This window comes from Peribacillus muralis (assembly GCF_001439925.1).
Lineage (GTDB): Bacteria > Bacillota > Bacilli > Bacillales > DSM-1321 > Peribacillus > Peribacillus muralis.
In genome coordinates, this window is the sequence record NZ_LMBV01000003.1 from 333,270 (window position 1) to 359,353 (window position 26,084).

Genomic DNA, 26,084 nt, shown 5'->3' on the forward strand with positions numbered 1-26,084 from the left:
CCCCATGCAACAAGCGAATGGCGACTTGATAGGTTAGATTCTCATCAACCGTTATGGAAAAAGCGTGGAAGCAGGCACTGCTTGCTTGAAAACCACTTCTTCACCAAGATAAAAATATATCAATATGCAGGTAGTTTTACAAGAGGAAACATTGTAAGCTTTTACAGTTCCTGTATGCACAAACATCGTTTTTTCGTGGTTAATTCGCCAAAAAACAGGGTCAAAATGCTGATTTCACTAGTCTTGCAGGGGACTACAGTGGTAATCCCCATGTATTAAGAATATTTTAATTATTTATGATATGAATCGCATGACCTAACGTAGCCTCCGCCGCTTCCATCCATACTTCCGATAAAGTTGGATGCGGATGGATGCTAAGGGCTATGTCCTCGACCCGTGCTGCCAATTCAAGGGCAAGAACACCTTCTCCTATCAGGTTGGAGGCATCGGGACCAACCATATGCATGCCAAGCAATATGTGGCTATCCTCATCCACGATCACTTCAGCAAACCCCTTCATTTCATTCGTTGCAAGTGCCCTGCCATTCGCACTGAAAGGGAATTTGCCGGTCTTGACGCTGTAGCCCTGTCGCTCGGCTTCTTCACGAGTGATACCGACTCCTGCTATTTGCGGCTCCGAGAAGATGACATATGGTACATAGGGTGAATCATTAGCACTAGGCATCCCACAGATCACTTCCGCTGCCACCACTCCCTGTTTGGAAGCCCGATGAGCAAGGGCCGGACCAGGCGTAATGTCTCCGATGGCAAAGATGTGCGGCACATTAGTCCGGCATTCCATATCTACTGTAATATGGCCTTTTCCACCTACATTGACCCCTGCACGATTCAGGCCTAACTCTTCCGTATTAGGAATTCTCCCGATTGTAACAAGCGACTTTTCACTGACGATCATTTCCGTACCCAGTTTTTCAGAGTGAATATGAAGATAAACCTGACCATCGACTACACTCGCCTTTTCTACCCTGGCTGATGTTTTTATATTCATACCAAGCTTCTGCGCATTATGGATAACCTCCTTGACCAGGTGTTGGGCAACCTGCGGGAGGATGCGGTCAGCCATCTCGATGATGGTCACTTTAGTTCCTAGCTTTGCAAAGGCCATGCCCAATTCGATTCCGATATAGCCCCCGCCGATGATCGACAAGCTAGCTGGAACTTCCTGCAGCTGCAAGGAGGCTGTCGAATCCAGTATATACTCTCCATCCACTTCGATGAATGAAGGAATGAAGGGCCTCGACCCCGTCGCAATGATTGCGTGTTCAAACTTGTAGGTTTCAAAATCGCCCTCAGTTTCCACACTAACACGGTCATCGGATAAAAAGGTCGCTTGACCTTGAACCACGGTTACACCATTTTCTTTACACAAATGGGCTATCCCCTGAGTCAACTGGGAAATAACTCCACCCTTCCAACCCTGCCACGCATTAAGATCCATCGTGATGCTTTCCTCGGGAAGCTTGATTCCCATCTTTCCTAAATCGGTAAGCTTGTGGAATTGGTCAGCCGTGTGTATCAAAGCCTTCGAAGGGATGCACCCCCTATTGAGACAAACTCCGCCGAGCTTATCCTTTTCAACCAATACGACCGTTTTCCCTAACTGTCCGAGACGGATTGCCGCAGCATATCCCCCCGGACCACCTCCTATGATTAAAACATCGGTTTCCACAGCAACTTCCCCTACTACCATTATCTCATCTCCACAACTAAACGAATTGGATTCTCCAGCAGTTCCTTGATCCGATTGGTAAACTGTACAGCTATAACACCATCAATCAAGCGGTGATCGAAGGATAAAGACATATTCATCATCAAGCGGATCACCCCCTCCAAATCCCGAACGACCATGCGCGGCTCCATTTTATGCAGCGCTAATATCGCCGCTTCCGGATAGTTGATGATCGGGGTCGCATGTATCCCTCCGATCGGTCCTACATTGCTTATCGTAAAGGTACTTCCTGTAATTTGCTCCAGGCTCAGCTTTCCCTCCCTGGCATCGGTTGCCAGCTGCCTGATTTCATCCGCCAATTCAAAAATCGTTTTCTGATCTGCATGTTTAATGACTGGTACCATGAGACCCTCATTCGTATTCGTGGCAATTCCTATATGATAATAGTGTTTCAAGATGATTTCCTTAGTCTTTTCATCTATTGAAGCGTTTAAAGTGCGGAACTCCTTTAAGGCAATGACGATGGCCTTGACGAAAAACGGTAAAAAAGTCAATTTAATCTCTTTGTCTTCGGAATAGGCCTTTAATTGATCCTTAAATTCCTTCAATGCATTCATTTCCAATTCATCGACATGGGTGACATGAGGAATGGTGGAAACCGACTTTACCATATGTTCAGCGATTTTCTTACGGATCCCCTTGAGCAGGATGCGCTCCTCCGGCTCAGCTACCGCATTCTTAGCCTGATTGGCATCCTTTATTGGGTCCCGTTTCCGAAGAAGCGTGTCATTGCCGTGATTGTGGTGTTCCTGCAAAACCGAATTTGTTTCTACAAATTGCTTTAGGTCACTTTCGATTATTCGCCCAGCAGGTCCCGTACCTGAAACCTGCTGAATATCAACCTTCATTTCCCTCGCCATTTGACGCACGAATGGTGTAGCCAATACACGTCCTGCTTCAAGTTGCCGTTTACTCATTCGATCTGTTCCTATTCCATCACCAGGTTCCTCGAGGCTGTTATCACCTTCATCACTGACCGCTTCCGGTAAAGACATTTCGTTCTCTTCTTGAATGGTGAATATGGTCGTTCCCACCTCCACGGTATCGCCTGCCGAAAAAAGGATTTTCTTGACGACTCCGGTTATAGGGGCCGTCAATTCGGCATTGACCTTATCCGTTTGCACTTCAACGATCGGTTGGTCCTGCGTCACCGCATCCCCTTCTTTGATTAGCCATTGGATGATTTCCCCTTCATGCATGCCTTCCCCTACATCAGGAAGTTTGAATTCAATCATGCATCTTCCTCTCCTTCCTAATCTCAATTAGAATGAAATCGTTTCGACAATCCCTTGTTTAACACGTTCGACAGTTGGCAGATAATGATCTTCTATTGAAAACGGTGGCACCGGTACATCGAACCCAGTAACACGCTTAATCGGTGCTTTCAGGTAAATAAGTGCTTCATCATTAATGATCGAGATGATTTCTGCACCTAATCCAGCTGTCTTATGGGCTTCATGAACTATCAGTGCACGACCTGTTTTTTTAATGGATTGTACGATCGTATCCCGATCCAAAGGGTACAATGTCCGCAGATCGACAACTTCACACTTCCAGCCCTTTTCTTTTTCAATTTTTTTCGCGGCATTCAACGCTTCCCTTAACATGGCCCCCCAGGCAAAAATGGTCAGGTCACTTCCCTCCTGGACGACTTTTGCCTGACCAATTGGTATTCGGTACATTTCTTCCGGTACTTGTTCCTTAAAGGCCCGATACAATTTAGTCGGTTCCAAGAAGATGACCGGATCGGGATCTTCAATGGCAGAAATGAGCAGCCCCTTCGCGTCGTATGGATTGCTTGGTGCAACCACCTTTAATCCAGGGGTATGGGCAAAGAAGGTTTCCACACTCTCGGAATGAAGTTCCGGACCTCTTATTCCCGCTCCATATGGCGTACGAATCACCAGCGGCACCGAGAATTGCCCGCGGGTCCGATATCTCATACGGGCTGCATGTGAAACGAGCTGTTCGAATCCAGGATAAATAAAGGCAAGAAACTGAATCTCCACTATCGGCAGCATTCCATTAAGGGATAACCCAATGGCAGAACCGATGATTCCGGACTCAGCCAATGGAGTATCGACAACGCGATCCTTCCCATACTTCTCATAAAGCCCTTCCGTCGATCTAAAAACCCCACCGTTCACCCCAATATCCTCACCCAAAATCATTACACGATCATCTTGATCAAGCTTTTGATTCATCGCTTCCGTAATGGCCTGGAGCATCGTTAAGCTTTTGCCCATCATTTCCTCACACCTTTCTTCAGGATTTGCCTCAATTCTTGCTGCTGCTCCTTTAGATGCCATGACTCCCCTGCATATACATGATTGAACATTTCAAGAGGGTCCGATTTCGGATATGCTTCCGCTTTTTGTAGATGGGCTTCTATTTGTTCATTGAACTGCTTGATGATCTTTTCTTCCTGTTCCTCATTCCAGTGACCTTCTTTACACAAAAACTTTTTAAGACGGGTTATTGGATCACGGTTTTCCCTCCAAAATGCTGAGATTTCGTCCTGATTCCGGTATATGTTCGGGTTATCTGCCGTAGTATGGGCCCCATAGCGAAAGGTAATCGCTTCAATCAGAGTGGGTCCGTCGCCTTTGAGGGCTCTTTCGACAGCCGCCTTCACCGTCAGCCAAACGGCGATAACATCATTCCCATCCACTCGAACCCCATGAATGTCATATGCGGAAGCCCTCTGGGAAATTGTTTTAGAGGCGGATTGCTTTTCAAACGGCACACTGATCGCGTAGCCATTGTTTTGGCAAAAAAAGATCGTCGGGGTTTTATAGACTCCTGCAAAATTCAGCGCCTCATGAAAGTCCCCTTCAGAAGTGGCTCCATCACCAAAATAAGCAATGCTTACATTTTCTTCCCCTTTAAGCTTACTTGCCCAAGCTGTTCCTACCGCATGAACCATTTGAGTGGCAATGGGAACACTAGGGGGCAGTATCCTCTTTCCTTCCGGGCAGACCGATCCCTCCAAGTGCGCCATCCAGTATAAGAAAACGCGATACAATTCCTGTCCGTGGATGATTGCCGCCCCATGATCACGGTATGTGGGAAACATCCAATCCCCTGCCGACAACGCTAATGCACTCCCTACTTGGGCTGCCTCCTGTCCTTCGAATGGCGCATACGTCCCCATTCTTCCTTGTCGCTGGAGATTAACTGATTTACGGTCAAAGGTTCTGAGCAAAAGCATGCTTTCGTACATCTTCAGCATCAGTGATTTATCGATTTTTTCATCAATGGTTTCCATGAATTCTCCGTCGGGAGTCAAAACACGATACATTTCTGGCTCGTCACCATTTGAATGCGCTTTCATTATTGGATTTCCCGTCTTTTCCATATCATTTCTCCCCTTAAGATAGATTTGTTTCGCAACCTTACCAAGGATTTGAACAGTCATGAAATAACAGCCCAAAACGGTTTCATTGGCCTTTATGCTGTAAATGAATGCTTTTTCGAAAATTGCATTTCCTTATATAAAAGGATAATACATCGGTCGTTTTAATAATATGTAAAATAGCATGAATTTTCCGTTTTTTGCCTTTTTTTAGCATGTCTTTTCTGCCGCTTCGCCTTCATTTTGAAAATATGCCAAATCAACAGGAAAACTTCAAGAAATCTCAATCCATACTTAAGTGTATCTTTGGCGTTATAGGGACCTTAACTTGCTCCAATACACTGTCTGTCCATGGGTGGAACAAGCATATCTCCAAATATCCTCGTTCGTTTCCAACCTAAAAAGACCCATCATATAATGGGTCTTTTTAGGCTTGTAGAATTTTACTGTTTCATTACAATCTTAATGAAAACGTAGCTGAAACCTCGATTGACCTACAGCTTTATCCGTATTCTCGCTATAACTGCATCATATCCAATATTCGGAATTGAGACATTACGAAACTTTTTCAACAACCTGAAACTTAATATACTAGATTTCTTCATAATGGAAGAAAACTATTTTTCGAATGTTCCTTTCACGACCGCGGCTCCCTCTTTAACCATGATTTGCCCCATCGCGATAACGGTATCGATTTCAAACGTCTGCTTATCCATTATGATCAAGTCTGCGTCATTCCCAGCCTTAAGCCGCCCCTTGTTTGCGAGTTTTAAGATATTTGCCGGATTTTCCGTCACGACTTGTATCGCATCAGCCGTGGCCACATCATCCTCCAGGATTGCCTCGACCACGGATTCATAAAGCGACTTGCATGTACCTATGCCCAATCCTCGCAGTTTCCCGTCATCATCAAAGTCGGGGAGGCTTGCTTGACCATCTGAAGTTAAGGTGATCTGCTTGATATCAACGCCTGCTTCGAGTGCCATTTTTATTGCTGTACTTGCTTTCACTTCGCCTTCTTCCAGGAATTTCTTGACCGTACTTGTCGTAAAATCGATATAGCCGCCTCTTTTTGCATATAACAACCCTGCTTTGAAAACGTGCGGATTTCGATTAATATGTGTCGGGTAAAACTGAGTTATCGGTATATCGGTGGTTTCGACGACTTCTTCTATAACCTTCAATAGATTTTGACTGTCGCCCACATGAATGTTCACGATTCCGCCTTTCCCGGAAAGCAGACCTCCATTTCGAGCCTGTGAAGCAAGTTTGGCAAGTTCTGCAGCAGTCGGCTGCGATGAACGATGGTCCGCTATGGCAATTTCTCCGACACCGATGATTTTATCGACAAGAATCAAATCGTCCTCGACACCCCCGGTTAACGTCTTGACTGGAAGTTGATAAGAACCGGTCTGAACGAAGCAGCTTATCCCTTCCTCTTCAAGCGCTCTCGCTTTAGCAATCAATGCTGGCATCGTCCTTGTCGTTCCATCCGTTCCGATCACTCCGACCAATGTCGTAATCCCTGCCAGCGTCACATCCGTCAATTGGATTTCCGGTGTCCTCGTCTTGAAGCCTCCTTCCCCGCCTCCACCGATGATATGTACATGTGCATCTATAAACCCCGGAACTACGATTTGGCCGCTCGCATCAATCACTTTCAATTCAACGAAATTTGCAGGTGCATCAATATTATCCTTTATGAAGCCGATTTGCCTTCCAACCAAGAGGATGTCTTTATGCCCCATATATTCCGGGCCATAAACCTCCCCATTTTTTATAAGCGTTAGCATCATTTCTTCTCCCTTCAAAAATGTTCATGCCAAATAGGTTTCAAATCCGTTTACACGGGTAAATATACAACATAACACGCTAACAATTACATAAAAAAATGGTAGCTGAACCGACATCTTGATTATGCTTTTTTTTGAAAGTATAAAAACTAAAGGAGTAAACGACATGAATAAAGTGATTTCTTCTGACATTAAAACGAATAAAAGATTATCGATGCGTCAAATCATGAACTTATATCAAGTTACTAAAGAATTTAAAGGGAATATATATTTTATCTGCAACCATAAATTGGTCGATGCCAAGAAGCTTTCGACATTTGTATCTTTTGTGCTCATCCTTCAGGAATGTGCAAACATGAAGGTCATTCTTGAAGGCGAGAATGTACATGCTATGCTCGAAAAAGTACAGGATATTTGTAAAGAGAATGATGAAAGTTCATTCGCTTTTCATTCGAACCAAACTGTTAATATATAAATGATTCGAACTACATTACGTATGGAAGAGGTGTTTAGTATGAGAACCATTTTAATGGTGATTGGCGCGATCGTCGTGATCGGCATAATTGTAAATTTCATTTTTTAATGCTGATGAAGAGCCTGTAGGTAAACTCGATAAAGATCGAGCTTGCCTACAGGCTTTTTGTTGTTTACTTTCATCGAGGTCAAGCATGCAAACGATCCACCTTGCCAGGAAATTACCACGGTACCTCCCAGTCCCTCCATTTGTTCAAGCCATCTCTTATTTCATTTCCTTTATCTATCCAATATTGCTTTCGTTTATCTTCTTTTTCTTTTGCTTCTTCTTTTTCCTTTTGCTCCGTTATGATCGCCTGCTGCTCAGCTATGAACGGCCCGATGTCTTGTGCTTTAAAAGATTGCGCAGCTTGGTTTTGGAGCGCTTTTGCCATTATCCTTTGAAAAATGAGCGCACTTCCCTCGCTGCTATGTGTCGTTAAATAATGATTTTCATCTGTCTTATCGTATCCAGCCCACACGGCACCGACCAACGATGGTGTATACCCTATGAACCATTGATCTTTAACCCCCGATACTCCTTCTATCGGAACTTGCGTCGACCCTGTTTTCCCAGCGATTTCATGACCAAAAACCGCCGCGTTTTTCCCTGTGCCATATTCCACTGTACCGAGCAGCATCGCATTCATTTTATCGACAACATCTTTAGAGGTTACTTTCGTGCTGTTCTCCTTCAGAGAGGCAGTCTTTTTTCCCTCGTGATTTTCAATTTTCACTATAACATGCGGCTCGATCCTTTCACCGTTGTTGGCGAATGCGGAAAAGGCATCAGCCATCTGCAACGGTGACACTCCCTTCCTCATTCCGCCCAAAGCGAGCGTTAAATTCCGATCTTCCTTTTCGTACGGTATTCCAAACCGTTTAAGTGAATCAAGACCCTTATCGATGCCGATCTCATTCAATAGCCAAACGGTTGGTACATTCAAGGAGTCCATCACCGCTTCATACATCGGTACCTCCCCTTTATATTGACCGTTCAAGTTGGTTGGCTCATATTCACCGAAGCTCATTTTTTCATCCTTTAAAGGAGAGTTTATATCATAACCCGCTTCAACTGCCGGCGTGTACACAACAAGTGGTTTAATGGCTGAACCTGGAGACCTGCTCAGCTGGGTAGCACGATTATATCCCATGAATTGATGCTTTCCTCTCCCGCCGACAAGTGCGTTTATTCCTCCTGTTTTCGGATCCATAAGGACGGAACCGCTTTGTACCATTTCTTCCGTACTCGTTCCGCTGGGGAAATTGGCATCATTCTCATATACGGATTCCGTCGCCTGCTGCATGGATTGATCCAATGTCGTATAAATTTTATAGCCTTTAGTAAGTAAATCCTCAAGCTTGATTCCGTATTTAGTGGATGCTTCCGTTAAAACATGATCGACAAAATAAGGGTACCTCCCCTTAAGTGGATCCGTTTCCTTTTCCCCCATTATGAGTGTCACTGTATCTTTTTTAGCGGCTGCCTCTTCATCTTTCGTCAAATAACCATGTTCCGCCATTCTTGAAAGAACTAGATCTCTCCGTTTCATTGCCCCATCCATATTCTTGTATGGATCAAGTTTGGAAGGCAGGTTAATGACGCCTGCCAGTAAAGCACTCTCGGAAACGCTCAATTCGGAAACTTCTTTGGAAAAATAAACATTGGCTGCTTTTTTGATGCCCCAAGCCCCATGGCCAAAATATACTTGATTCAAATACATTTCCAAGATTTCATCTTTTGTATATTCATCCTCGACTTCCTGCGCGAGAAAGAATTCTTCCATCTTCCTTTTCAGTGTTCGATTCGACTCAAGCATCGTAATCTTCACAAGCTGCTGCGTAAGCGTGCTCCCTCCTTCAACTACGCTGCCTGCCTTCGCATTTATGACCAAGGCTCTCAAAATGCCTTGGTAATCTACGCCGTGATGTTCATAAAAACGGTGATCCTCAATGGAAACCACCGCCTGTTTCATATGTTCAGGGATTTCATTTATCGCAACACCCTCAGATTTATTGGCAGTCACCGTGCTAGCTAAATTCCCATCCAAGTCATAAATTCCCGTAGGCTGCTGAAGGTGATTTTCAAGCTGGCTTATATCTGCACCCTGCCTGAAGTAAATTAGAAAACCGGCACCCACAACCACTGCTGCCACTATAATCAGTAGACCTAATTTCAATAACCCTCTCATTTGGACCCCCATTTTCCCGTCTGCGTCATAATTCATTAAAAATATTTTACCCTTTTTATGAAAGAAAACTCATTGATTATTCATTTTGCTATGTATCCAGGATCCGGCAAGCGAAAAAAAGAATGTTCGTACCTATCCTTTACCCACCTTTGTCAATCATTATTCCGGTGAAAAGGCTTAATGGTTCTGAAAGTGGGTATAACACTTTAAAGACATCCAAATGGGGAGAGTTGATATCGATGAAAAACTTCAAGCATATTGTCGTCGCTTTTGATGGTAACGAGGAGAGTAAACGGGCTGTTGAGTATGGGGCAACATTGAAAAAGGCCTTTCCGGAAACTGAGCTTACCGTAGTTCACGTCTTAAATAATAAGGTGGAACAGCGCATCATGGGAAATGCATCGGCTCCAGGCTTCGTCCCTACAGCTGGATTTTATGTCGATCCCCTCCAAACTCATCCCGTCGTTGAAGTTGAACAACCGGAACGACATAAAGAAACCGTGTCCCACTCTACCGTCGATAATAGTGTCCAAAATGCTGAAAGCAATACATTGAGGCTGCTAAGTGAATACCAAGTGCAGGGGAAGTTTGAAATATTGGAAGGACATGCGCCAGATAGCATCTGTGACTACGCTCAAAGAATTGGAGCTGACCTCATCATCGTCGGCAATAGCGACAAAAGCGGGCTGGAAAAATTCTTTCTTGGCAGCACAAGCAGTTCCATTGCAAAAAACGCCCCTTGTTCGGTATTCATTGCAAAATGAACAACTCATTTTGCCTTTTTCCGATAAAGCTGGATTCCATAGAGAATCCGGTTTTTTTATTGGTATTTTTTGTATTGACTATTAAGCTGTCGAACAAAGGCATCTTCGTTAGTCCCATTAATCAATGGACCGTTAAGCCTGTCCCTTTTCTGACCCTTATGAGCAAGCAAAAAATTTCTTGTAACCAAAACCGCGTCTGAACGAAGAACCGTTCACTCGCAGCCTTTTTGGCAACACAACTCGAAGTATTTAATTTTCGATCCTCGGTTAGAATATACTATTAGTTTCCATAAAGGAATGAAAGCAACACATGATTGCAACAGTTTGGATATACCCTTTCATCCAACCAACTTTTCAATACCATGTTTGTATAGCTGAATAAGGTTTGTTGTAGCATCTTGATAATCCTAATTACATCCGGAAGGGGATAGACATGGATAAACATTCGATTTCGGCGGAAAAAGGCGCCTACATAAGCATTGCCGCTTACATATTCTTGTCGGCTCTTAAATTGTCGTTTGGCTATTTCGGTGATTCAAAAGGCCTATGGGCTGATGGTTTAAATAATACGACCGACATCATCGCCTCGATTGGGGTATTGATCGGTTTGAAAATTTCAAAGCGACCACCTGATAATAATCATTCATACGGACATTTAAGGGCGGAAACGATAGCATCGCTAGTGGCTGCCTTCATCATGATAACCGTGGGGCTGCAGGTTGTATTCAGTGCGATTAAATCCTTCTTCCAGTCAGATCCAACAGCCGTCCCCAATATGCTGACCGCATATGTCGCCCTTTTTTCTGCCATTTTCATGTACGGTATCTATCGTTTCAATTTAGCGTTAAGTAAAAAAATAAACAGCTCTTCCATTTACGCGGTTGCACAGGATAACCGCTCTGATGCCCTTGTCAGTATCGGTGCGTTTATTGGAATCCTCGGTACTAAGCTGGGGGTTGCTTGGTTAGATGCGGTAGCAGCTGCAGTTGTGGGTATCATCATCTGCAAAACGGCATGGGGTATATTTCGTGATGCCTCGATTTCTTTAACCGATGGCTTCGACGATCAACTCCTGCAAAAGATTGGTCAAACCATTTTATTGACAGAGGGTGTTAAAGAAATGAGTCAAATTAAGGCTCGTATGCACGGAAACGAAATCCTACTCGAAACCACCGTTCACGTCAACCCTCTTTTGACCGTCATCCAAGGTCATGATATTACGGTAAAAATTGAAGAGAACCTTTTAAAAGAATATAACATCCAGCATGTAATCGTACACACCGAACCGTTTGCCTTTCACAAAAAAGGTAACCGCCATTGACTTACAAAGCTTTCTCAAAAGCTTTGTCCTTTTGTTTACCTTTGGTGGTTATAGTAAAAACGGCAGCATGGGATCGTTTTAAGGAAGGATATAGCCTTTAGTTGAATTTCTCAAGCTTTGTTTAGGACCATTGGGTTCCCCTTCCCCCTCATAGGTAGTAACTGCCAAACAACTTACGTTTCCTGGCATCCCCTCTGGCTTATGACAACCACCATCCATCTCCCCTTGCCGTCATGCTCTCTCACTTCAGGCACTTGAAGAAGAGGTATTCTGACGGGAAATGATAAAACCAGCTCAAAAGAAGGTATTCTTCGATTAATTGCCGAATATTTATCCAATTGACACATGTATAACCCTCACTAATCTGTTATCATAAACAAATAATGTAATTATTTTGATATTTTGTAATTTCTAAAAAAATGGCTCTTTTCGTAAGGATTATTGTTTTTAAACCGAAACGATATAAGGTTGATTGGAGCAGATTGCGAGACTCAGCGGGACAGGTGGGACCTTAACAGGCGTCGAGGAGGCTCACGGCTCCCTCTAAATAAGCTTGAGCATCGGAGGGAAATCAACCACACAGCATTACTTCGTGAATAGCAAAAGTATGCGAAAACAGCCAAAAAATACATTACTGGGTTAAAAGTAAATTCATTTTCCTACAGTATGGAGGGCAAAATGGTATCTAATCGAGAAATGACCATTCACTTTTTATCTTCTCAAAGAATCACGATCATTTCCAAATGGAAAGATGAGCTGATGCATTTACCGGATGGATATATAGGTTACTTCAAGGGAGAAGTTGAAAATATTTTTAATTTACTGATGGATCAACTTGGAAAATCAGATACTGACATAGAAGATGTATTGAAGGTAATTGGGAAAAAAATTGCGTACGACCGAGTTACTAAGCAGTTAAATATGGAAATCTTTTTCTCCTCAGTAACCATCGGGAGATCGCTTATCATTGAACACGTCTTAAATTCCAAGGTACCTAAAGAAGAAATATCCGACCTCATCAAACAAATCAACATTTACTTCGATCAACTCATTCAGTTTGCATTATCCCATTATACCGAGTTGAAAACGCAGGAGCTTGATGAACGATATAAATTCATCAGCCCAAATCATAAAGACCGTCTGACGCTACTAGGCCAAATGACTTCAAGCTTTGTCCATGAGTTCCGTAATCCTTTGACTTCCATCATGGGTTTCATTCAATTGTTACAGGCGGAACAATCTGAAATTAAATACCTTGATATCATTTCAAAGGAGTTGGATCAGCTCAATTACCGGATTACACAATTCCTCAATATGTCCAAAAAGGAAACTTCAGAATCGCCATTTGAACTGTTTTCCATTTCTCAACTGGTTAATGAGGTTATTGAATTTTTATATCCCAGCATTTTGGAAGTGAACGCTGCCATCACATGTAATGTTGCCGATGATGCCGTCATCACCGGTTCTGAAGAGGAATTCCGACAAGTTTTGTTGAATATCATTTTAAATGCTCTTGATGTAGTTGCCGGGATGCCTTCCCCATCCATATATATATCCGGCTCTGAATCACCACCCGGCATTCTCACCTTAAATATTTCCAACAATGGTCCGAAAATACCTAAAGAGGTCCTCCCGAATATTTTTGAACCATTCATCACCACAAAAAAAAGGGGGACGGGATTGGGTCTATTCGTCTGTAAAGAAATCGTTTTAAAACATAAAGGAACCTTATCTTGTCACTCAACCGATTTCCTAACGACCTTTTCAATACAACTGCAAACTAAATAATGAATAATTATCCTTATTTTCCTTGGTTTTTCGTGTGAAATTTTTGACTGATTGATGTCAGTTTACTTATACTAATAGATAGGCTCCACTACTGGCTGAGGTGAATGTCCTACTAGATTAAAAATTTCCATACAGATAACCCGGTACTTATCATCAATCATAAAAGACAATTATTTCATTCATTATTGGTTTTGGGAGGTGACTGGGATAATTAAGTCGTCCGGCTAAAAGGACGATTCAACGGAATCCCACACTATTTGGACATATTAAGTCTTATATTAGTCATTATTTTAATCGCTTTAACTGCCTTTTTTGTAGCTTCGGAATTCTCGATCATTAGGGTTCGCAGCTCGCGGATCGATCAGTTGATCGAGGAAGGAAACAAAAAAGCCATTGCGGCCAAGAAGGTTACATCCGATCTTGATGAATACCTTTCCGCGACCCAGCTCGGCATTACTGTGACTGCGCTAGGATTGGGGTGGCTTGGACAACCGACCGTTCTCACATTGGTGGGACCTTTATTCAAAGCCTTACATTTACCACAAGAAGTTACAAGCATTCTGACATTTGTCATTTCATTTTCCCTGATAACATTCCTGAATGTCGTTGTAGGTGAATTGGCTCCAAAGACAGTCGCCATCCAAAAGGCGGAACAGGTTGCCCTGAATATTGCCAGCCCGCTGATTTTTTTCCATAAGATTGCTTTTCCCTTCATCTGGGTCTTGAATCATTCTTCTCGTTTCGTTGTCGGGTTATTTGGCTTCAAGCCCGCCTCCGAAAGTGAAATAGCCCATACAGAAGAAGAATTGCGTTTCATCCTCTCCGATAGTTATAAAAGCGGAGAAATTAATCAATCGGAATTTAAATATGTAAGCAACATTTTTGACTTCGATGACCGTGTTGCCAAAGAAATCATGGTTCCAAGGACAGAAATCATGACCATATCCAAAGATGAAACGGTACAGGAATTCGTCGATGTAGCAAAATTGGAGAAGTATACACGATATCCTGTTGTCGAAGGAGATAAGGATCATGTTATCGGGTTAGTGAACTTGAAGGAAGTTTTTTCGGATCTTATTCGCCATCCCGAAATCCAATCCAAAGCGATAGAAAATTACTCACGTCCCATCATTCGCGTCATGGAGAATATACCTATACATGATCTGCTGTTGAAGCTGCAAAAGGAACGCATCCATATGGCTATCTTGATGGATGAATACGGCGGCACCTCCGGCCTTGTCACAGTCGAGGATATACTCGAGGAAATCGTTGGTGAAATTCGTGATGAATTCGATATCGATGAAGTTGCATCCGTTAGGAAAATTAAAGATGGACACTATATTTTAGATTCGAAGCTTCTTGTAAAGGAAGTGAATGATTTGCTTGGCATTCACCTGGAAGAAGACGACGTCGATACTATAGGCGGATGGGTACTTACAGAAAATTACGATGTGAATGTCGGGGATATCATGGAGAAGGACGGGTTTTGCTTTAAGGTGATTAAAATGGAAGATCGCGCCATTCGTTCTATCGAGGTGACAAGAAAGATCGTTAAGCTTCCACTCGAAGAAAACCTACCCCAAGCATAGATGAAAAACAGCCTCGTGAAAAATACGAGGCTGTTTTTTTGTATTCATTTATCGGGAAACCTGCCTATTTTTTTGACCGATACGATCGGAGGGGGGCTCTTCTTTTTCCATATGATATAAAGCATGATGAGAACAAAGGAACAACCGACTGCCGGAATTACATATGGGGCAGTAATTTCCCTGATTTGATGCCAATTCTCGCCTAGTATCCTGCCCAAGGATAAAAACGAAATGGTCCAGGGTATCACTGCCGCAATCGTATAAAAGATGAACTTCCATACAGACATCCGCGCTATTCCGGCTGGGATGGAAATGGCATGACGAACGACCGGAATGAATCGGGCCGTGAAAATGACCCCTACCCCATAACGTTGAAACCATCCTTCGGCCATAAAAATATGATTTTCCTTAATTAAAATATATTTTCCATACTTCAAAAGAAAAGGTCGTCCGCCATAGTACCCAGCCCAATAGAGAAATAATTGTGCCATCGTCCCACCTGCTACTCCTGCAAGGACGGCTCCCCAAAAATTCATTTTTCCCAGGCCTACCAAATATCCGCCGTATCCGAGAACAAGCTCACTTGGAATGACTTCAACCATCAGCCCCAGTAATATCCCCATATACCCCATTTCAGCAAACCAATCCAATATCGTCATTATAAGCTGTGATACCATGCAATCGGACTCCCCTTAGCGCCAATTTCAAAATGTTTGTCCTTATATCCTATTCAGCTCATAACGATCTATTCGATTTTTCATATTCTGCCCCATCTACTTCCTTGTCTAAGGTACAAAAAAAAGACCAGCAAATATGTGCTCCGGTCTCTTATTGCATCAATATTCCTTTAGCACCCGTTTTGGGGGAGAATTGTGAAAAAGCAACTGTGGTGAGTAAGGATGAATCTGTTTGCGAAACATTGGTGAATATCTCCTGACGTGATTTCGTTTTTTCAATATGAATCCCGAGATCTCGATACTTATTGATGATTCGGTTCTTCATGCTCACCCTCCTTTTCTTCATATCGTCGTTATCCTTTACCTTCCCATATTAAATATGGATAAAACCTATTTATATCGATTTTTTCAACAAAAGCATTTTATTCCAATTTCTTTGTCAATTCACTTGAATCGTTTGCAACTGATGTTCATGAACCTCGTCTTTCTCTACATGCACCTGCACCTTATAGGTACCCGCTTCAACGAATGATACCTTATTTTCGTATCTCCCATTTCCATCGTCCTCAGCCTTGGTGAAATGGCTTTCCTCACTGCCATCCTTCCACACTTCGAAATTCACGTCTGCATTTGTCAGTGGCTTCCCATCCAATTCTACGGTCGCCGCAAACATCGAACTGCTTCCGGCTTTTACAGGATTGCTTTGGAATTCAATCGATACATCCGTACTTGGATGAACCGATGCACCTTGTGCTTCATGTTCTGGGATGACAACTTCTTTTTCAGGCATCACATGAAGGCCTTTGGCCGTTACATGAGCAACTACAATATATTTCCCTTGCTCCGTAAACGTATGCATCACTTGATACTTGCCACTCCCCGTATTCTTTGCTTCAAGCATATCCCGTTTATCATGTCCAGACTTTCTCACTTCAAACAAAACCTCATCAGCTTCATTGACTAATTGGCTTCCTTGTTTTACTGTCGTTTCAAGTATAACTTCTTTTCCCTCATCCAAGGTCCCTTTAATGGCGATCGATGCTTCCATGGATTCCGGAACGGCACTGTTCACTTCTTTATCCTCTTGCATTTCTGTCTGTTGACAGCCAGCCAACATAAATAACAAAGCAGAACACATATAGATTTTTTTCATGAGTCCTTCCCCTTAGCAATTATTAGACTAAAACTACGTCCTATTCATATTGCCCATCCTTTCCCTTATTCAAATTTTTATACATGACTTAACTTTAAGTCGTTCGCATGACTGTGACTGAAGTCAGCATGGCTACCGTAATGATCGTTAAAAATGAATAAAAAAAGACAGAAGTATCTACAACACTCAGTCCGAAAAGCAGAACGCACCCATCAATGAAGAAAATCAGCAAGCCGACGTTAATTCCACTCTTCCTTGAAATGATCTGTGCCAGCATATCCGTTCCGCCTGTAGAGGTTCCATATCGAAGCATCAAGCCAATCCCAAGTCCGATCAATGCTCCACCAATTACAGCACTAACATATATGGGTAAATTCCATCCTGTGATGGCATCGGAAAAAATATCAATGCATAATGAGGAAAATAGCAAGCCATGCAAGCTGTTCAAAAATAGTTTCTTCTCAAAGTGCCAAGCATACAGATAGAGTGGAATACTGCTCAGGATTATCCCCAACCCTGTCGGAAGTCCGATATAGTAATGAAAAATCAGACCAATCCCGATCATGCCTCCATCCATTAATTGATATGGTATCAGAAAGAAGTTGATACCCACGCCTACAAGCATGCTGCCGGCAAGAACCGCCGCCACCCTTTCCATTATTATCATCACTGTCCCCCTATTATGCGGCATAAAACCTGTCCCGTTTCTAAAGAATATGATTATAAGGTCAAAAAAATAATGAAAACAACAATTATTTATGAATAAGCCCATTAATTTTCAGAATATTCAACCATATAATGCAATAAAGTAGAGAAAACAGTCAAAAACCGCTAATTATTAGCTCAAAATGACTCTTTACAAGCAATTTACCTGTTTTAAGGAGCTGTAAGCTGTTTGACTGAATGATTATCTCTTTTTATAATGAAAGTATTTAAATTAATTAATTGAGGTGATTTGATGGGGCATTAAAGAATGTTCGTTTTGACGGACGGACGCTATTTTGCGTAACGGACATGTGCATACTTCTGATAAATGGATGCAAGCCTTTATGCAGGAATTCTTCTATTTCCCGTCTACGCATCGCTACCCGGCATATACTATTATTTTCTTCATCAATCAAATGGAAATTGGGCCTCAAGCTGGCCCCAAAAAATTCGGCAAGACAAAAAAAATATACTTGTATATTTTAAAAATGTAGGAGGTGGACTCCTTATTCGTCTCGAAGACGATGTAAGGGAGACTATTTGGACATAATAAACTTGGTTCTTATTGCCATTTTAATTGCTTTAACAGCATTTTTTGTAGCTTCGGAGTTTGCGATTGTTAAAGTGAGAAGCACGAGGGTCGATCAATTAATTGAAGAAGGGAAACCGAATGCTCTTTCAGCAAGGAAGGTCATATCCAATCTGGATGAATACCTTTCAACTTGCCAGCTCGGAATTACCGTTACCGCCTTAGGGCTTGGGGTGCTTGGAGAACCGACGGTTGAAAACATTTTGCGGCCACTTTTCATTCAATTAAACCTTCATTCGGCTTCACATGTACTTTCAGTTGCAATTGCCTTTACTTCCATAACGTTCATCCATGTCGTCATTGGGGAACTGGCACCGAAAACGTTGGCGATTCAAAAAGCCGAGCAGGTCACATTATTGGTTTCCAAACCTTTAATAGGTTTTAACAAAATCATGTATCCTTTCATCTGGGTACTGAATGGCTCTGCAAGGACGCTGACAAAAATGCTGGGATTAAAAGCAGTTTCCGAACATGATTTGGCTCATACAGAAGAAGAGCTGCGCATCATTGTTTCCGAAAGCTATAAAAGTGGCGAAATTAACCAATCTGAGTTTAAATACGTGAATAAAATCTTTGAATTCGATGATCGAATTGCAAAAGAAATCATGGTTCCGCGTACTGAAATCGCAACGGTATCCAAGGATGATACGATCAAGCAGTTTTTCACCGTCATGGCGGAAGATAACTTCACCCGTTATCCTGTCATTGATGGCGATAAGGATCACGTCATCGGAATGGTCAATATCAAGGAACTATTCACTGAAATGATAGACAAGAGCAATCACGCGGCTGCAACGATCAACCGATATGTTCGTCCGATCATCCGCGTCATTGACAGCATCCCGATTCACGATTTGCTTTTAAAAATGCAAAAGGAGCGTATTCACATGGCTATCCTCATGGATGAATACGGCGGAACATCAGGTTTGGTAACCGTTGAAGATATCCTTGAAGAAATCGTCGGTGATATCCGGGATGAATTTGACCTGGATGAAGTGCCTGATGTACGCAAACTAAAAGAAGATCACTATATTATCGATGCGAAGGTATTGGTCAGTGAAGTGAATGACTTACTCGGTTTGGATATAAATGATGAAGATATCGATACGATGGGTGGATGGATCCTTACCGAGAATTACGAGGCAAAGCAAGGTGATGTCCTCACTTTTGGACCATATAATTTTAGGATAAAAGAAATGGAAGATCACCATATTTGCTATATTGAAATATATAAGCCAGCAAAAATGGTAAGCGAAGTTAAAGAATTCCCAATGATCTCTCAAACTGAAATCGTTTCATGATAATCCCCCCCGCTCCTCATCTTACTTGAGAGGCGGAGGGGATTTTTTTATTATAATCGGTTCACATGATTCATAATATAAAAAACCATCGCATGTAGATTGATTGATAACAACGAGTATAGTTCAACCTTTATTGTTTCATACTGTTAAAAAAGCAATATTTATGAAGGAGTGAAGAATTATGAAACTCATAACCATTTGCCAGCACTGCAAAGGGAAAGGGAGAACCCGCTATCTGCAATTCTTTTCCCGGGACTGTTCTCATTGCCAAGGCCAAGGCAAAGCGGTAAAAGATATGTCCAATATTAGAAACCATGCGAAAAACCTCTAACCAGTACTTTATAATTTAAAATTGGATTTGATGACACCTGCCTTCTTTAACGTATCATATACAATCAGTATCGAAGGTCCAAGGAAAAGCCCAACGAAGCCAAGCATTTTAAATCCTAAATAAAGACTGACCAACGAAGCCAATGGGGACAACCCCATATTTGCTGCATAGATTTTTGGTTCGATTGTCCTTCTAATAATCGTAATGACCAGGAACAGGATAACCAGACCAATCCCTAAATGATGATTTCCTTGCGCCCAAACGATGGCTGCCCAAGGAACGAGGACAGATCCCGTACCCAAAATGGGAAGAATGTCCACTACTACTATTAACAGAGCCAATGGGATTGCATATCTCACATTCAACAACCATAACCCGCCATATGCCATGGAGAACGTAATTAGGCTCAACAAGATTTGTGCTTTGATGAAGCCAATTGCTGCCATGCTTAAATCTTGATAAACTAGCGATATCTTTTGAAAGGTGGAAGTCTTTAAGTATTGAACTGCCTTTTTCCTTAACTTAGGCAATTCCAGACTAATTAAGAATAACGCGATTAAATAAACGAGAAAATCAATGAATAAACCCGGAATTAGTGTAACGAATTGGACCATATCCTGAACAAAGCCCTCCGTGAACCCTTCAAGAGCCTTGACGCCCTTTTCCATCGTTTGTTCTACAGATTGAATGAGATTTGGCGGCAGCGTTTGGGAATATTGCTCCCATTGCCTTATGACAGGCAATAATGCCGTCAAATACATTTCGCGTATCAATCCAGGAAGTTCCTCGGAATAAACAATGATTTTTTTGATTAAAACCGAAAAGGCAAAATAAGTGATGCCTATTAGTCCGCCTACATATATAACGAATGAAATCAAGACGGCCCATAAGCGATGCAGCTTTGCCGTTTCACTGATGAATCGGACTGATCCGTCCAAAAGAATCGCAGTGAGTAACGCCAAAACTAAAGCCCATGAATACGGAATAACGATTATTATACCCAAGAGGAAAATACCTCTCCAAAACCAGCGAAAAAAAACAGCAACATTCACGGAACAAACCCTCCTTGCACTTTCTTGTTCTCCTTATATTTATGAAACGGGATCACATATATTTCGCCTACACGTTTTATTTTCTAATTTAAGGGAAAAAGAATTAAAACGAGATGGAGGGATTGGCTATGGATAACAAAGATAAGGAAAAGTATCTTGTAGAGCGTAACGATAAATCCAAGGCATTCAAAGAAAATAAAGAAAAGCAGCTAGAACGTGACCAAGTCGTCATGCCCATCGAAGATTTACCAATCGATGAAATTAAATATGAACGACAAGAAGAACGAAACAAAAAGGAAACGAAGCATCGCTCCACCAGTGAGAAATTCTAATACGTCACCAAAACCAGCCGATTACAGGCTGGTTTTGATTTTACCGTAATTCTGCTGCCACGGTATGTCCATGCCAATTCCAACAGCCTTCTCGCTGCCTTTTTTCCTTGAAGGAAATAAACCATTCTAAGGCCCGGTCTAGGAGCTTGTCATAGTCTCTCCATCCCATTAGCCCTTTTCGTGCCATTCGCTTTTCATTGACACGCAAAAATAAATATTCGCCAGCTATTTTTCCAGTTCTCATTTTGTTAAGCGCCATTTCGAAATGATTCAGGAGATTGAATTCCCAGCAAATTCAATGATCCCATAAATCCCCTCTCCTTTGCTTGCCTTTATTCCAAAAATAAACATTGACTGATATGAATGATTCTTTACAATAGACTTTTAAGAATTAAAGAATATAATGGATTGGTCGACCATTATAAAGGAGAATCATATGAACCCTACTCAATTATTTCATCAATATTTACAAGTTTCCCGCTCATTAGTCAGCAAAATGAATGAGCAAATTACATCTCTTGAAATTTATCATAATCAGTGGACAATATTGAATTACTTAAAGAACTGTGGATATTCCACCATACCCGATATATGCAATTACTTGGATGTTGACAGTGTTATCATCACGCGTTCGGTCAACAGTATGGAACAGAATAATATGATTAAGCAAGTACCTGGAAAAGATGAACAGGAAAAAAGAATTGAACTGACTTCCCGGGGCAAGGAAGTACATACAAAATGCCTTAAAATCGCAGAAAAGATTGAAGGAAAAGCCTTAGAGGGCATTACGGAAGAAGAACAGGAACTATTTTTCCAGACCGTTCTTAAAATACTCAACAATATAAGAAACTGAAACCTAGGATTTATATTTGCTTCTTTGAAAGATAAAACGGAATTCACAAGTCCTGCCCGCAACAATGCAGTCATATGAATGCCCCTGACTCACTGCTGCTGTCGGATACGCCTAACAAAATGTGTAAGCCTTAACCATTTCAAGCTGCACGATGATGCTAGCTCACTGCAACACTTAATTCTCTTAACGATAAATCGTACGTATTTTTATTCAGATGGCGCTCCTCATGTCATTTGCCATAAAAAGAAAGACAGTTCCAGAGTTACTCCAGAAACCGTCTGTTTGTATCCGTTTACCTGATAAATGCGCCAGCTTTTTGAATAAATACCATATATCATACGCTAATTTGGTTATATGAATGGTTTTCAATAAGTTGAGGAGTAGATTGGCTGTCCATCATTTGCATCCAAATGAGCAGCGTGACGGAACCCCCCCTCGTCGATTTTCGTTAAAGAGTCTTATCCCTCCTCATTTAACAACCCCCCTGCTAATGGACAACCATGCCGGAAGTGTATCTAAGTTTTTTTGCCTTCACATTTAGACAGTAACCGTTCATCGAATTCTTCGTGATAAGCGAATCCTATCCTGGCACTGAATCCCATTTTCGAATATTGCCTCCGAATAATGGTTTGTAAAAAAATCAACATCGACGCCAACTATTCTGAATCCGCATTTTTGATATAGTGCAAGCTGTCCAATGCTCGAGTTCCCGGTGCCGATTTCCAGCAATTCAGACCCTTGGTCCCTTGCATAGCCAACGGCATGTCCTATCAATTGCCTTCCAATTCCTTTTCGATGATGGTTTTCATCCACTGCAATGTTTTTTATCTCCATCATATCCGGTCCTTTTTGCATTAAAACATATACCCCGAGGATTTGCCTATCTCGCTCCGCAACAAAGCATGTTCCTTTTTCCAAGTATTCCTCCACCATTTCCCTTGAAGGATCTGCCAAAAGCAACAAATGCAATGGCGGGGATTCACCAATGAATAACTTCCTTATCTCCATTCCCATCCACTCCTCCCCATTTCAGTTCTTCCATAAGAAGCTCGACCAATTCAGCTGCAGGAATCTCCCTGCTAAGCTTATACCCTTGTCCTGCCCACAAAGCCATCAAGTCAGGATTGCCTTTTTGCGCTGCCGCTTTTCGCACATGCTTCGTCATGTGATGGACATATGGGTAGGCGGCTGGAGCAGCGTGATCATTTTCCTTCATGAAATGGTTCACCAGCCCGCGTGCCCTCCTGCCGCTGAATGCCCGGGTGATGGCAGTTTGGTTAAACTGGGGATTATTGAGGGCTGCCTTATGGACGGGACTTGCCCCGCTTTCTGGACAGCGAAGGAATGCCGTCCCCAATTGTGCCGCCACTGCTCCCGCAGCAAGCACCGCTGCGATATCCTTGCCATGCATCAATCCTCCTGCGGCAATGATCGGTAACTTCAGTTCCGTTTCAATCATCCTTATTAATACTAACAGGCCATAATCGTCCTCCGTCCTGTTTTCAAAGCTGGCTCGATGACCCCCGGCCTCAATCCCTTGAACACATAAAGCATCGGCACCTGCACCTGCAGCCTTTTTTGCTTCCTGAAGGTTGGTCACTGTCACGGCAATGAGCGATCCCGCGCTTCGAAGGTCCTTTATTACACTTGATTCAGGACACCCAAATGTAAAACTGACGAGATCAACCTGAGCCACTTTCAATACAGTCAATTTATTTTCCCAATCGTCATCATCCATTTCTGCTTCCCCAATCGAAACCCCTAAACCCTTGGCCTCTTTTTCAATTTTTTCACGATAGGCAAATAATAATGTTTCATCCACCTCCTCATTACCCGGGACAAACAGATTTACACCAAATGGGTGCTTTGTCATTTGCTGAGTCTGTTCTATCTCGTCCTTCATCTCTTTTGCCGTCTTATAGCCAGCTGCAAGAAACCCCACCCCTCCCGCATTCGATACTGCAGCCGCAAGCCTAGGATTCGATGCTCCTCCTGCCATCGGTGCTTGGATGATGGGAGATCTCAATAAAGCTTTGAACATTCCACACAACTCCTTTTGATTTTTCTTCATGCTCTTATCATTTTTACGTTTTCTTGGTATAATGATTGTCTGTAAGAGAAAAGTGTCTAGATGATCACCCTTTATATCTTGCAAATATAAATCATAGGTGGTAAATAAAAATGGAAACAAAACCATATAGAGTATTACTTTACTATTTGTATGTACCTATCGAGAATCACGAACAATTCGCAGTCGAGCATCTTGCGGCTTGTAAAGCCCTTGAACTAAAGGGCCGGATTCTCGTGGCATCGGAAGGAATCAACGGTACTGTTTCAGGTACGCTTGAACAAACCAACCAATATATCGACATGATGAAAAGCGATTCCCGCTTTGCCGATATCGTGTTCAAAATAGATGAAGCGGACGGCCACGCATTCAGAAAAATGCATGTTCGCCCACGTAATGAACTTGTCACGCTTCGCTTGGAAGATGACATCAACCCGACTGAGACGACGGGCAAGTACTTAAGTCCAAAGGAATTTTTCGAACAAATGCAAGATGAAGATACAATCGTCCTTGATGCCAGAAATGACTATGAATATGATTTAGGCCATTTCAGGGGAGCAATCAAGCCAGAAATCACGAATTTCCGCGAACTTCCTGAATGGGTCAGGGAAAATAAACAAATGTTCGAAGGTAAAAAGATCCTAACGTATTGTACAGGCGGCATCCGCTGTGAAAAATTCTCCGGCTGGCTAGTCGAAGAAGGCTTTGAGGATGTAGGCCAGCTGCATGGCGGCATCGCAACATACGGCAAGGACCCTGAGGTTCAAGGTGATCTTTGGGATGGCCAAATGTATGTATTCGATGAAAGAATCGCCGTTCCCATCAATCAAAAAGAACATGTCATTGTCGGACGTGATATTTATTCCGGCGAACCGTGCGAACGCTATGTCAATTGTGCCAATCCTGAATGCAACAAGAAAATCCTTTGCAGTGAAGAGAACGAGCACAAACATATGCGCAGTTGTACCCACGAATGCCGAGTGCACCCGCGTAACCGCTATATAGTCGAGCATAACCTTTCTAAAGAAGAAGTCGCTGAAAGATTACAGCGAATCGAAGACGCGATTACGACAAGGTGATTAAGCAAACCCGAATTAGTGGACATGATCCCTATTCGGGTTTTTTAATAAGACAATGGCGTATTTTTCATTCAGTTTGGTGCATTATCTCGTGAATTTTTTCAGATCAGACACTACTCTCTTACTTCTATATCAATATAGAAAAAACCTGCTTTACATCAAAAAGGCTTCGGAATGGGAACTTTCCGAAGCCTTTTTGTCAAACCTTGCTTCAAACAATGGTTATTTCTCTTCTGCGCTCACAATAATTCCGCAAGCTTGCCTATCGCCAGCATCCCCGGTTTTCATTGTATCTTCATCCGGCCCTTTTTCTCCATTTGCTTCATAACGGTCAGAGATATTGGCAAAGTTGTCTGGATTTGCATGAACGATGACAGCCAACTCTTCCTTCTTCAGTTGATCTACCGTCATGTTATCCAATGTTGCCGTATATTTTGCCGTCCCATCTGCTTTTACATATAATGGGGGCATGTCTCCTGCATGTTTTGAGTGCGTTTCATCAGTGGGATTGAAATGGCCTCCCGCTGTTGTGAAAGGACCATCCTTCGCATCCACCTCACATGTTGCGTTTTCGTGAACATGGAATCCATGATAGCCTGGCTCAAGGCCTTCCAAAGCTGTTTCGATCACTACAGTATTGTCTTCAGCCGTGAAGTTTACAGTGCCTAGTGTTTTACCTTCTACATCTTTAACTTCCGCTTTAACCTGCGGATCTACCTCTGTTTCTGTTCCTTGTCCAACCGTATTCATATCCTCGGCAGCGTTTTCGGCCTGATTTGAATCATCCGCAGAACTACATCCATACAGTAAAAAGGAAGCACACATAGGCAGTATAAGTTTTCGTTTATAGTTCATGATCAGTCCCTCTCTTTCCGTTAT

26 protein-coding genes are annotated in these 26,084 nt (G+C 42.4%); 9 read left to right on the plus strand and 17 right to left on the minus strand.

Annotated features, from left to right (window positions below):
• Positions 1-286 precede the first annotated feature (286 nt).
• The 5 genes from lpdA to iadA all read right to left on the minus strand — a co-directional run bounded on the left by lpdA (position 287) and on the right by iadA (position 6,898).
• Positions 287-1,711, minus strand: a complete 1,425-nt coding sequence (gene lpdA / locus ASU00_RS06140) for a dihydrolipoyl dehydrogenase (protein ID WP_057912553.1) — start codon at positions 1,709-1,711, stop codon at positions 287-289.
• Positions 1,711-2,985 carry a dihydrolipoamide acetyltransferase family protein gene (locus ASU00_RS06145; protein WP_057912554.1) on the minus strand — a complete coding sequence of 425 codons (1,275 nt, stop codon included), beginning with the start codon at positions 2,983-2,985 and terminating at the stop codon, positions 1,711-1,713. Before ASU00_RS06145 ends, lpdA begins: the two co-directional genes overlap by 1 nt.
• Before the next feature lie 27 nt (positions 2,986-3,012).
• A complete protein-coding gene (locus tag ASU00_RS06150) occupies positions 3,013-3,996 on the minus strand; it encodes an alpha-ketoacid dehydrogenase subunit beta (protein ID WP_057912555.1) in 984 nt (327 codons plus the stop codon).
• On the minus strand, positions 3,996-5,084 hold the full coding sequence (pdhA, locus tag ASU00_RS06155) for a pyruvate dehydrogenase (acetyl-transferring) E1 component subunit alpha (RefSeq protein ID WP_057912652.1): 1,089 nt from the start codon (positions 5,082-5,084) through the stop codon (positions 3,996-3,998). Before pdhA ends, ASU00_RS06150 begins: the two co-directional genes overlap by 1 nt.
• Before the next feature lie 638 nt (positions 5,085-5,722).
• A complete protein-coding gene (iadA, locus tag ASU00_RS06160; protein ID WP_057912556.1) occupies positions 5,723-6,898 on the minus strand; it encodes a beta-aspartyl-peptidase in 1,176 nt (391 codons plus the stop codon).
• Positions 6,899-7,064: 166 nt separating this feature from the next.
• Here iadA and ASU00_RS06165 point away from each other — a divergent pair, with 166 nt between their 5' ends.
• Positions 7,065-7,373: a hypothetical protein gene (locus tag ASU00_RS06165; RefSeq protein ID WP_057912557.1), complete on the plus strand. Its 309-nt coding sequence runs from the start codon at positions 7,065-7,067 to the stop codon at positions 7,371-7,373.
• Between the two features lie 51 nt (positions 7,374-7,424).
• Here the strand turns inward: ASU00_RS06165 and ASU00_RS25335 are convergent, their stop codons facing one another.
• Both ASU00_RS25335 and ASU00_RS06170 read right to left on the minus strand, forming a co-directional pair.
• Entirely contained in the window at positions 7,425-7,568 is a 144-nt protein-coding gene (locus ASU00_RS25335; protein ID WP_161809703.1) for a hypothetical protein, read from the minus strand.
• Positions 7,569-7,593: 25 nt separating this feature from the next.
• Positions 7,594-9,639 carry a transglycosylase domain-containing protein gene (locus tag ASU00_RS06170; protein WP_057912558.1) on the minus strand — a complete coding sequence of 682 codons (2,046 nt, stop codon included), beginning with the start codon at positions 9,637-9,639 and terminating at the stop codon, positions 7,594-7,596.
• Between the two features lie 203 nt (positions 9,640-9,842).
• Here ASU00_RS06170 and ASU00_RS06175 point away from each other — a divergent pair, with 203 nt between their 5' ends.
• From ASU00_RS06175 to ASU00_RS06190, 4 genes are all read left to right on the plus strand, one after another.
• Positions 9,843-10,367 carry a universal stress protein gene (locus ASU00_RS06175; RefSeq protein ID WP_161809704.1) on the plus strand — a complete coding sequence of 175 codons (525 nt, stop codon included), beginning with the start codon at positions 9,843-9,845 and terminating at the stop codon, positions 10,365-10,367.
• Positions 10,368-10,800: 433 nt separating this feature from the next.
• Complete coding sequence (locus ASU00_RS06180; RefSeq protein WP_057912560.1) at positions 10,801-11,688, plus strand: cation diffusion facilitator family transporter; 888 nt, start codon at positions 10,801-10,803, stop codon at positions 11,686-11,688.
• Positions 11,689-12,366: 678 nt separating this feature from the next.
• Positions 12,367-13,476, plus strand: coding sequence for a histidine kinase N-terminal domain-containing protein (locus ASU00_RS06185; protein WP_057912561.1), 1,110 nt, complete (start codon positions 12,367-12,369; stop codon positions 13,474-13,476).
• 257 nt (positions 13,477-13,733) lie between these two features.
• Positions 13,734-15,065, plus strand: coding sequence for a hemolysin family protein (locus ASU00_RS06190; RefSeq protein ID WP_057912562.1), 1,332 nt, complete (start codon positions 13,734-13,736; stop codon positions 15,063-15,065).
• A gap of 44 nt (positions 15,066-15,109) precedes the next feature.
• On the opposite strand, the gene uptA is transcribed toward ASU00_RS06190, so the two are convergent.
• From uptA to ASU00_RS06205, 4 genes are all read right to left on the minus strand, one after another.
• Positions 15,110-15,742, minus strand: a complete 633-nt coding sequence (uptA, locus tag ASU00_RS06195) for an undecaprenyl phosphate transporter UptA (RefSeq protein WP_057912563.1) — start codon at positions 15,740-15,742, stop codon at positions 15,110-15,112.
• 151 nt (positions 15,743-15,893) lie between these two features.
• Positions 15,894-16,067, minus strand: coding sequence for a hypothetical protein (locus ASU00_RS25340; RefSeq protein ID WP_161809705.1), 174 nt, complete (start codon positions 16,065-16,067; stop codon positions 15,894-15,896).
• Between the two features lie 114 nt (positions 16,068-16,181).
• The gene (locus tag ASU00_RS06200) at positions 16,182-16,895 is read right to left on the minus strand and encodes a FixH family protein (RefSeq protein WP_057912564.1); all 714 of its coding nucleotides are present in this window, start codon (positions 16,893-16,895) and stop codon (positions 16,182-16,184) included.
• Positions 16,896-16,989: 94 nt separating this feature from the next.
• The gene (locus ASU00_RS06205; RefSeq protein ID WP_236712594.1) at positions 16,990-17,562 is read right to left on the minus strand and encodes a YitT family protein; all 573 of its coding nucleotides are present in this window, start codon (positions 17,560-17,562) and stop codon (positions 16,990-16,992) included.
• A gap of 578 nt (positions 17,563-18,140) precedes the next feature.
• Between ASU00_RS06205 and ASU00_RS06210 the strand changes: the two genes are divergently transcribed.
• Positions 18,141-19,490 (plus strand): hemolysin family protein, encoded by a 1,350-nt coding sequence (locus ASU00_RS06210; protein WP_057912565.1) that lies wholly within the window; start codon positions 18,141-18,143, stop codon positions 19,488-19,490.
• Between the two features lie 130 nt (positions 19,491-19,620).
• On the opposite strand, the gene ASU00_RS06215 is transcribed toward ASU00_RS06210, so the two are convergent.
• Together ASU00_RS06215 and ytvI are read right to left on the minus strand one after the other, a co-directional pair.
• Positions 19,621-19,806, minus strand: coding sequence for a hypothetical protein (locus tag ASU00_RS06215; RefSeq protein ID WP_057912566.1), 186 nt, complete (start codon positions 19,804-19,806; stop codon positions 19,621-19,623).
• Positions 19,807-19,829: 23 nt separating this feature from the next.
• A complete protein-coding gene (ytvI, locus tag ASU00_RS06220; protein WP_236712596.1) occupies positions 19,830-20,873 on the minus strand; it encodes a sporulation integral membrane protein YtvI in 1,044 nt (347 codons plus the stop codon).
• Positions 20,874-21,001: 128 nt separating this feature from the next.
• Here ytvI and ASU00_RS06225 point away from each other — a divergent pair, with 128 nt between their 5' ends.
• Entirely contained in the window at positions 21,002-21,205 is a 204-nt protein-coding gene (locus tag ASU00_RS06225; protein ID WP_057912567.1) for a hypothetical protein, read from the plus strand.
• Positions 21,206-21,245: 40 nt separating this feature from the next.
• Here the strand turns inward: ASU00_RS06225 and ASU00_RS06230 are convergent, their stop codons facing one another.
• Positions 21,246-21,449, minus strand: coding sequence for a hypothetical protein (locus tag ASU00_RS06230; RefSeq protein ID WP_057912568.1), 204 nt, complete (start codon positions 21,447-21,449; stop codon positions 21,246-21,248).
• 192 nt (positions 21,450-21,641) lie between these two features.
• Between ASU00_RS06230 and ASU00_RS06235 the strand changes: the two genes are divergently transcribed.
• Positions 21,642-22,058 carry a MarR family winged helix-turn-helix transcriptional regulator gene (locus ASU00_RS06235; RefSeq protein WP_057912569.1) on the plus strand — a complete coding sequence of 139 codons (417 nt, stop codon included), beginning with the start codon at positions 21,642-21,644 and terminating at the stop codon, positions 22,056-22,058.
• A gap of 552 nt (positions 22,059-22,610) precedes the next feature.
• Here the strand turns inward: ASU00_RS06235 and ASU00_RS06240 are convergent.
• Positions 22,611-23,066: a GNAT family N-acetyltransferase gene (locus tag ASU00_RS06240; RefSeq protein ID WP_057912570.1), complete on the minus strand. Its 456-nt coding sequence runs from the start codon at positions 23,064-23,066 to the stop codon at positions 22,611-22,613.
• Positions 23,038-24,099: a nitronate monooxygenase gene (locus ASU00_RS06245; RefSeq protein ID WP_057912571.1), complete on the minus strand. Its 1,062-nt coding sequence runs from the start codon at positions 24,097-24,099 to the stop codon at positions 23,038-23,040. Before ASU00_RS06245 ends, ASU00_RS06240 begins: the two co-directional genes overlap by 29 nt.
• 140 nt (positions 24,100-24,239) lie before the next feature.
• On the opposite strand from ASU00_RS06245, the gene trhO reads away from it, so the two are divergent.
• Positions 24,240-25,205, plus strand: a complete 966-nt coding sequence (gene trhO / locus ASU00_RS06250; protein WP_057912572.1) for an oxygen-dependent tRNA uridine(34) hydroxylase TrhO — start codon at positions 24,240-24,242, stop codon at positions 25,203-25,205.
• A 222-nt stretch (positions 25,206-25,427) separates the two neighbouring features.
• Here trhO and ASU00_RS06255 read toward each other — a convergent pair whose 3' ends face one another.
• The gene (locus ASU00_RS06255; RefSeq protein ID WP_057912573.1) at positions 25,428-26,060 is read right to left on the minus strand and encodes a superoxide dismutase family protein; all 633 of its coding nucleotides are present in this window, start codon (positions 26,058-26,060) and stop codon (positions 25,428-25,430) included.
• Between the last annotated feature and the right edge of the window lie 24 nt (positions 26,061-26,084).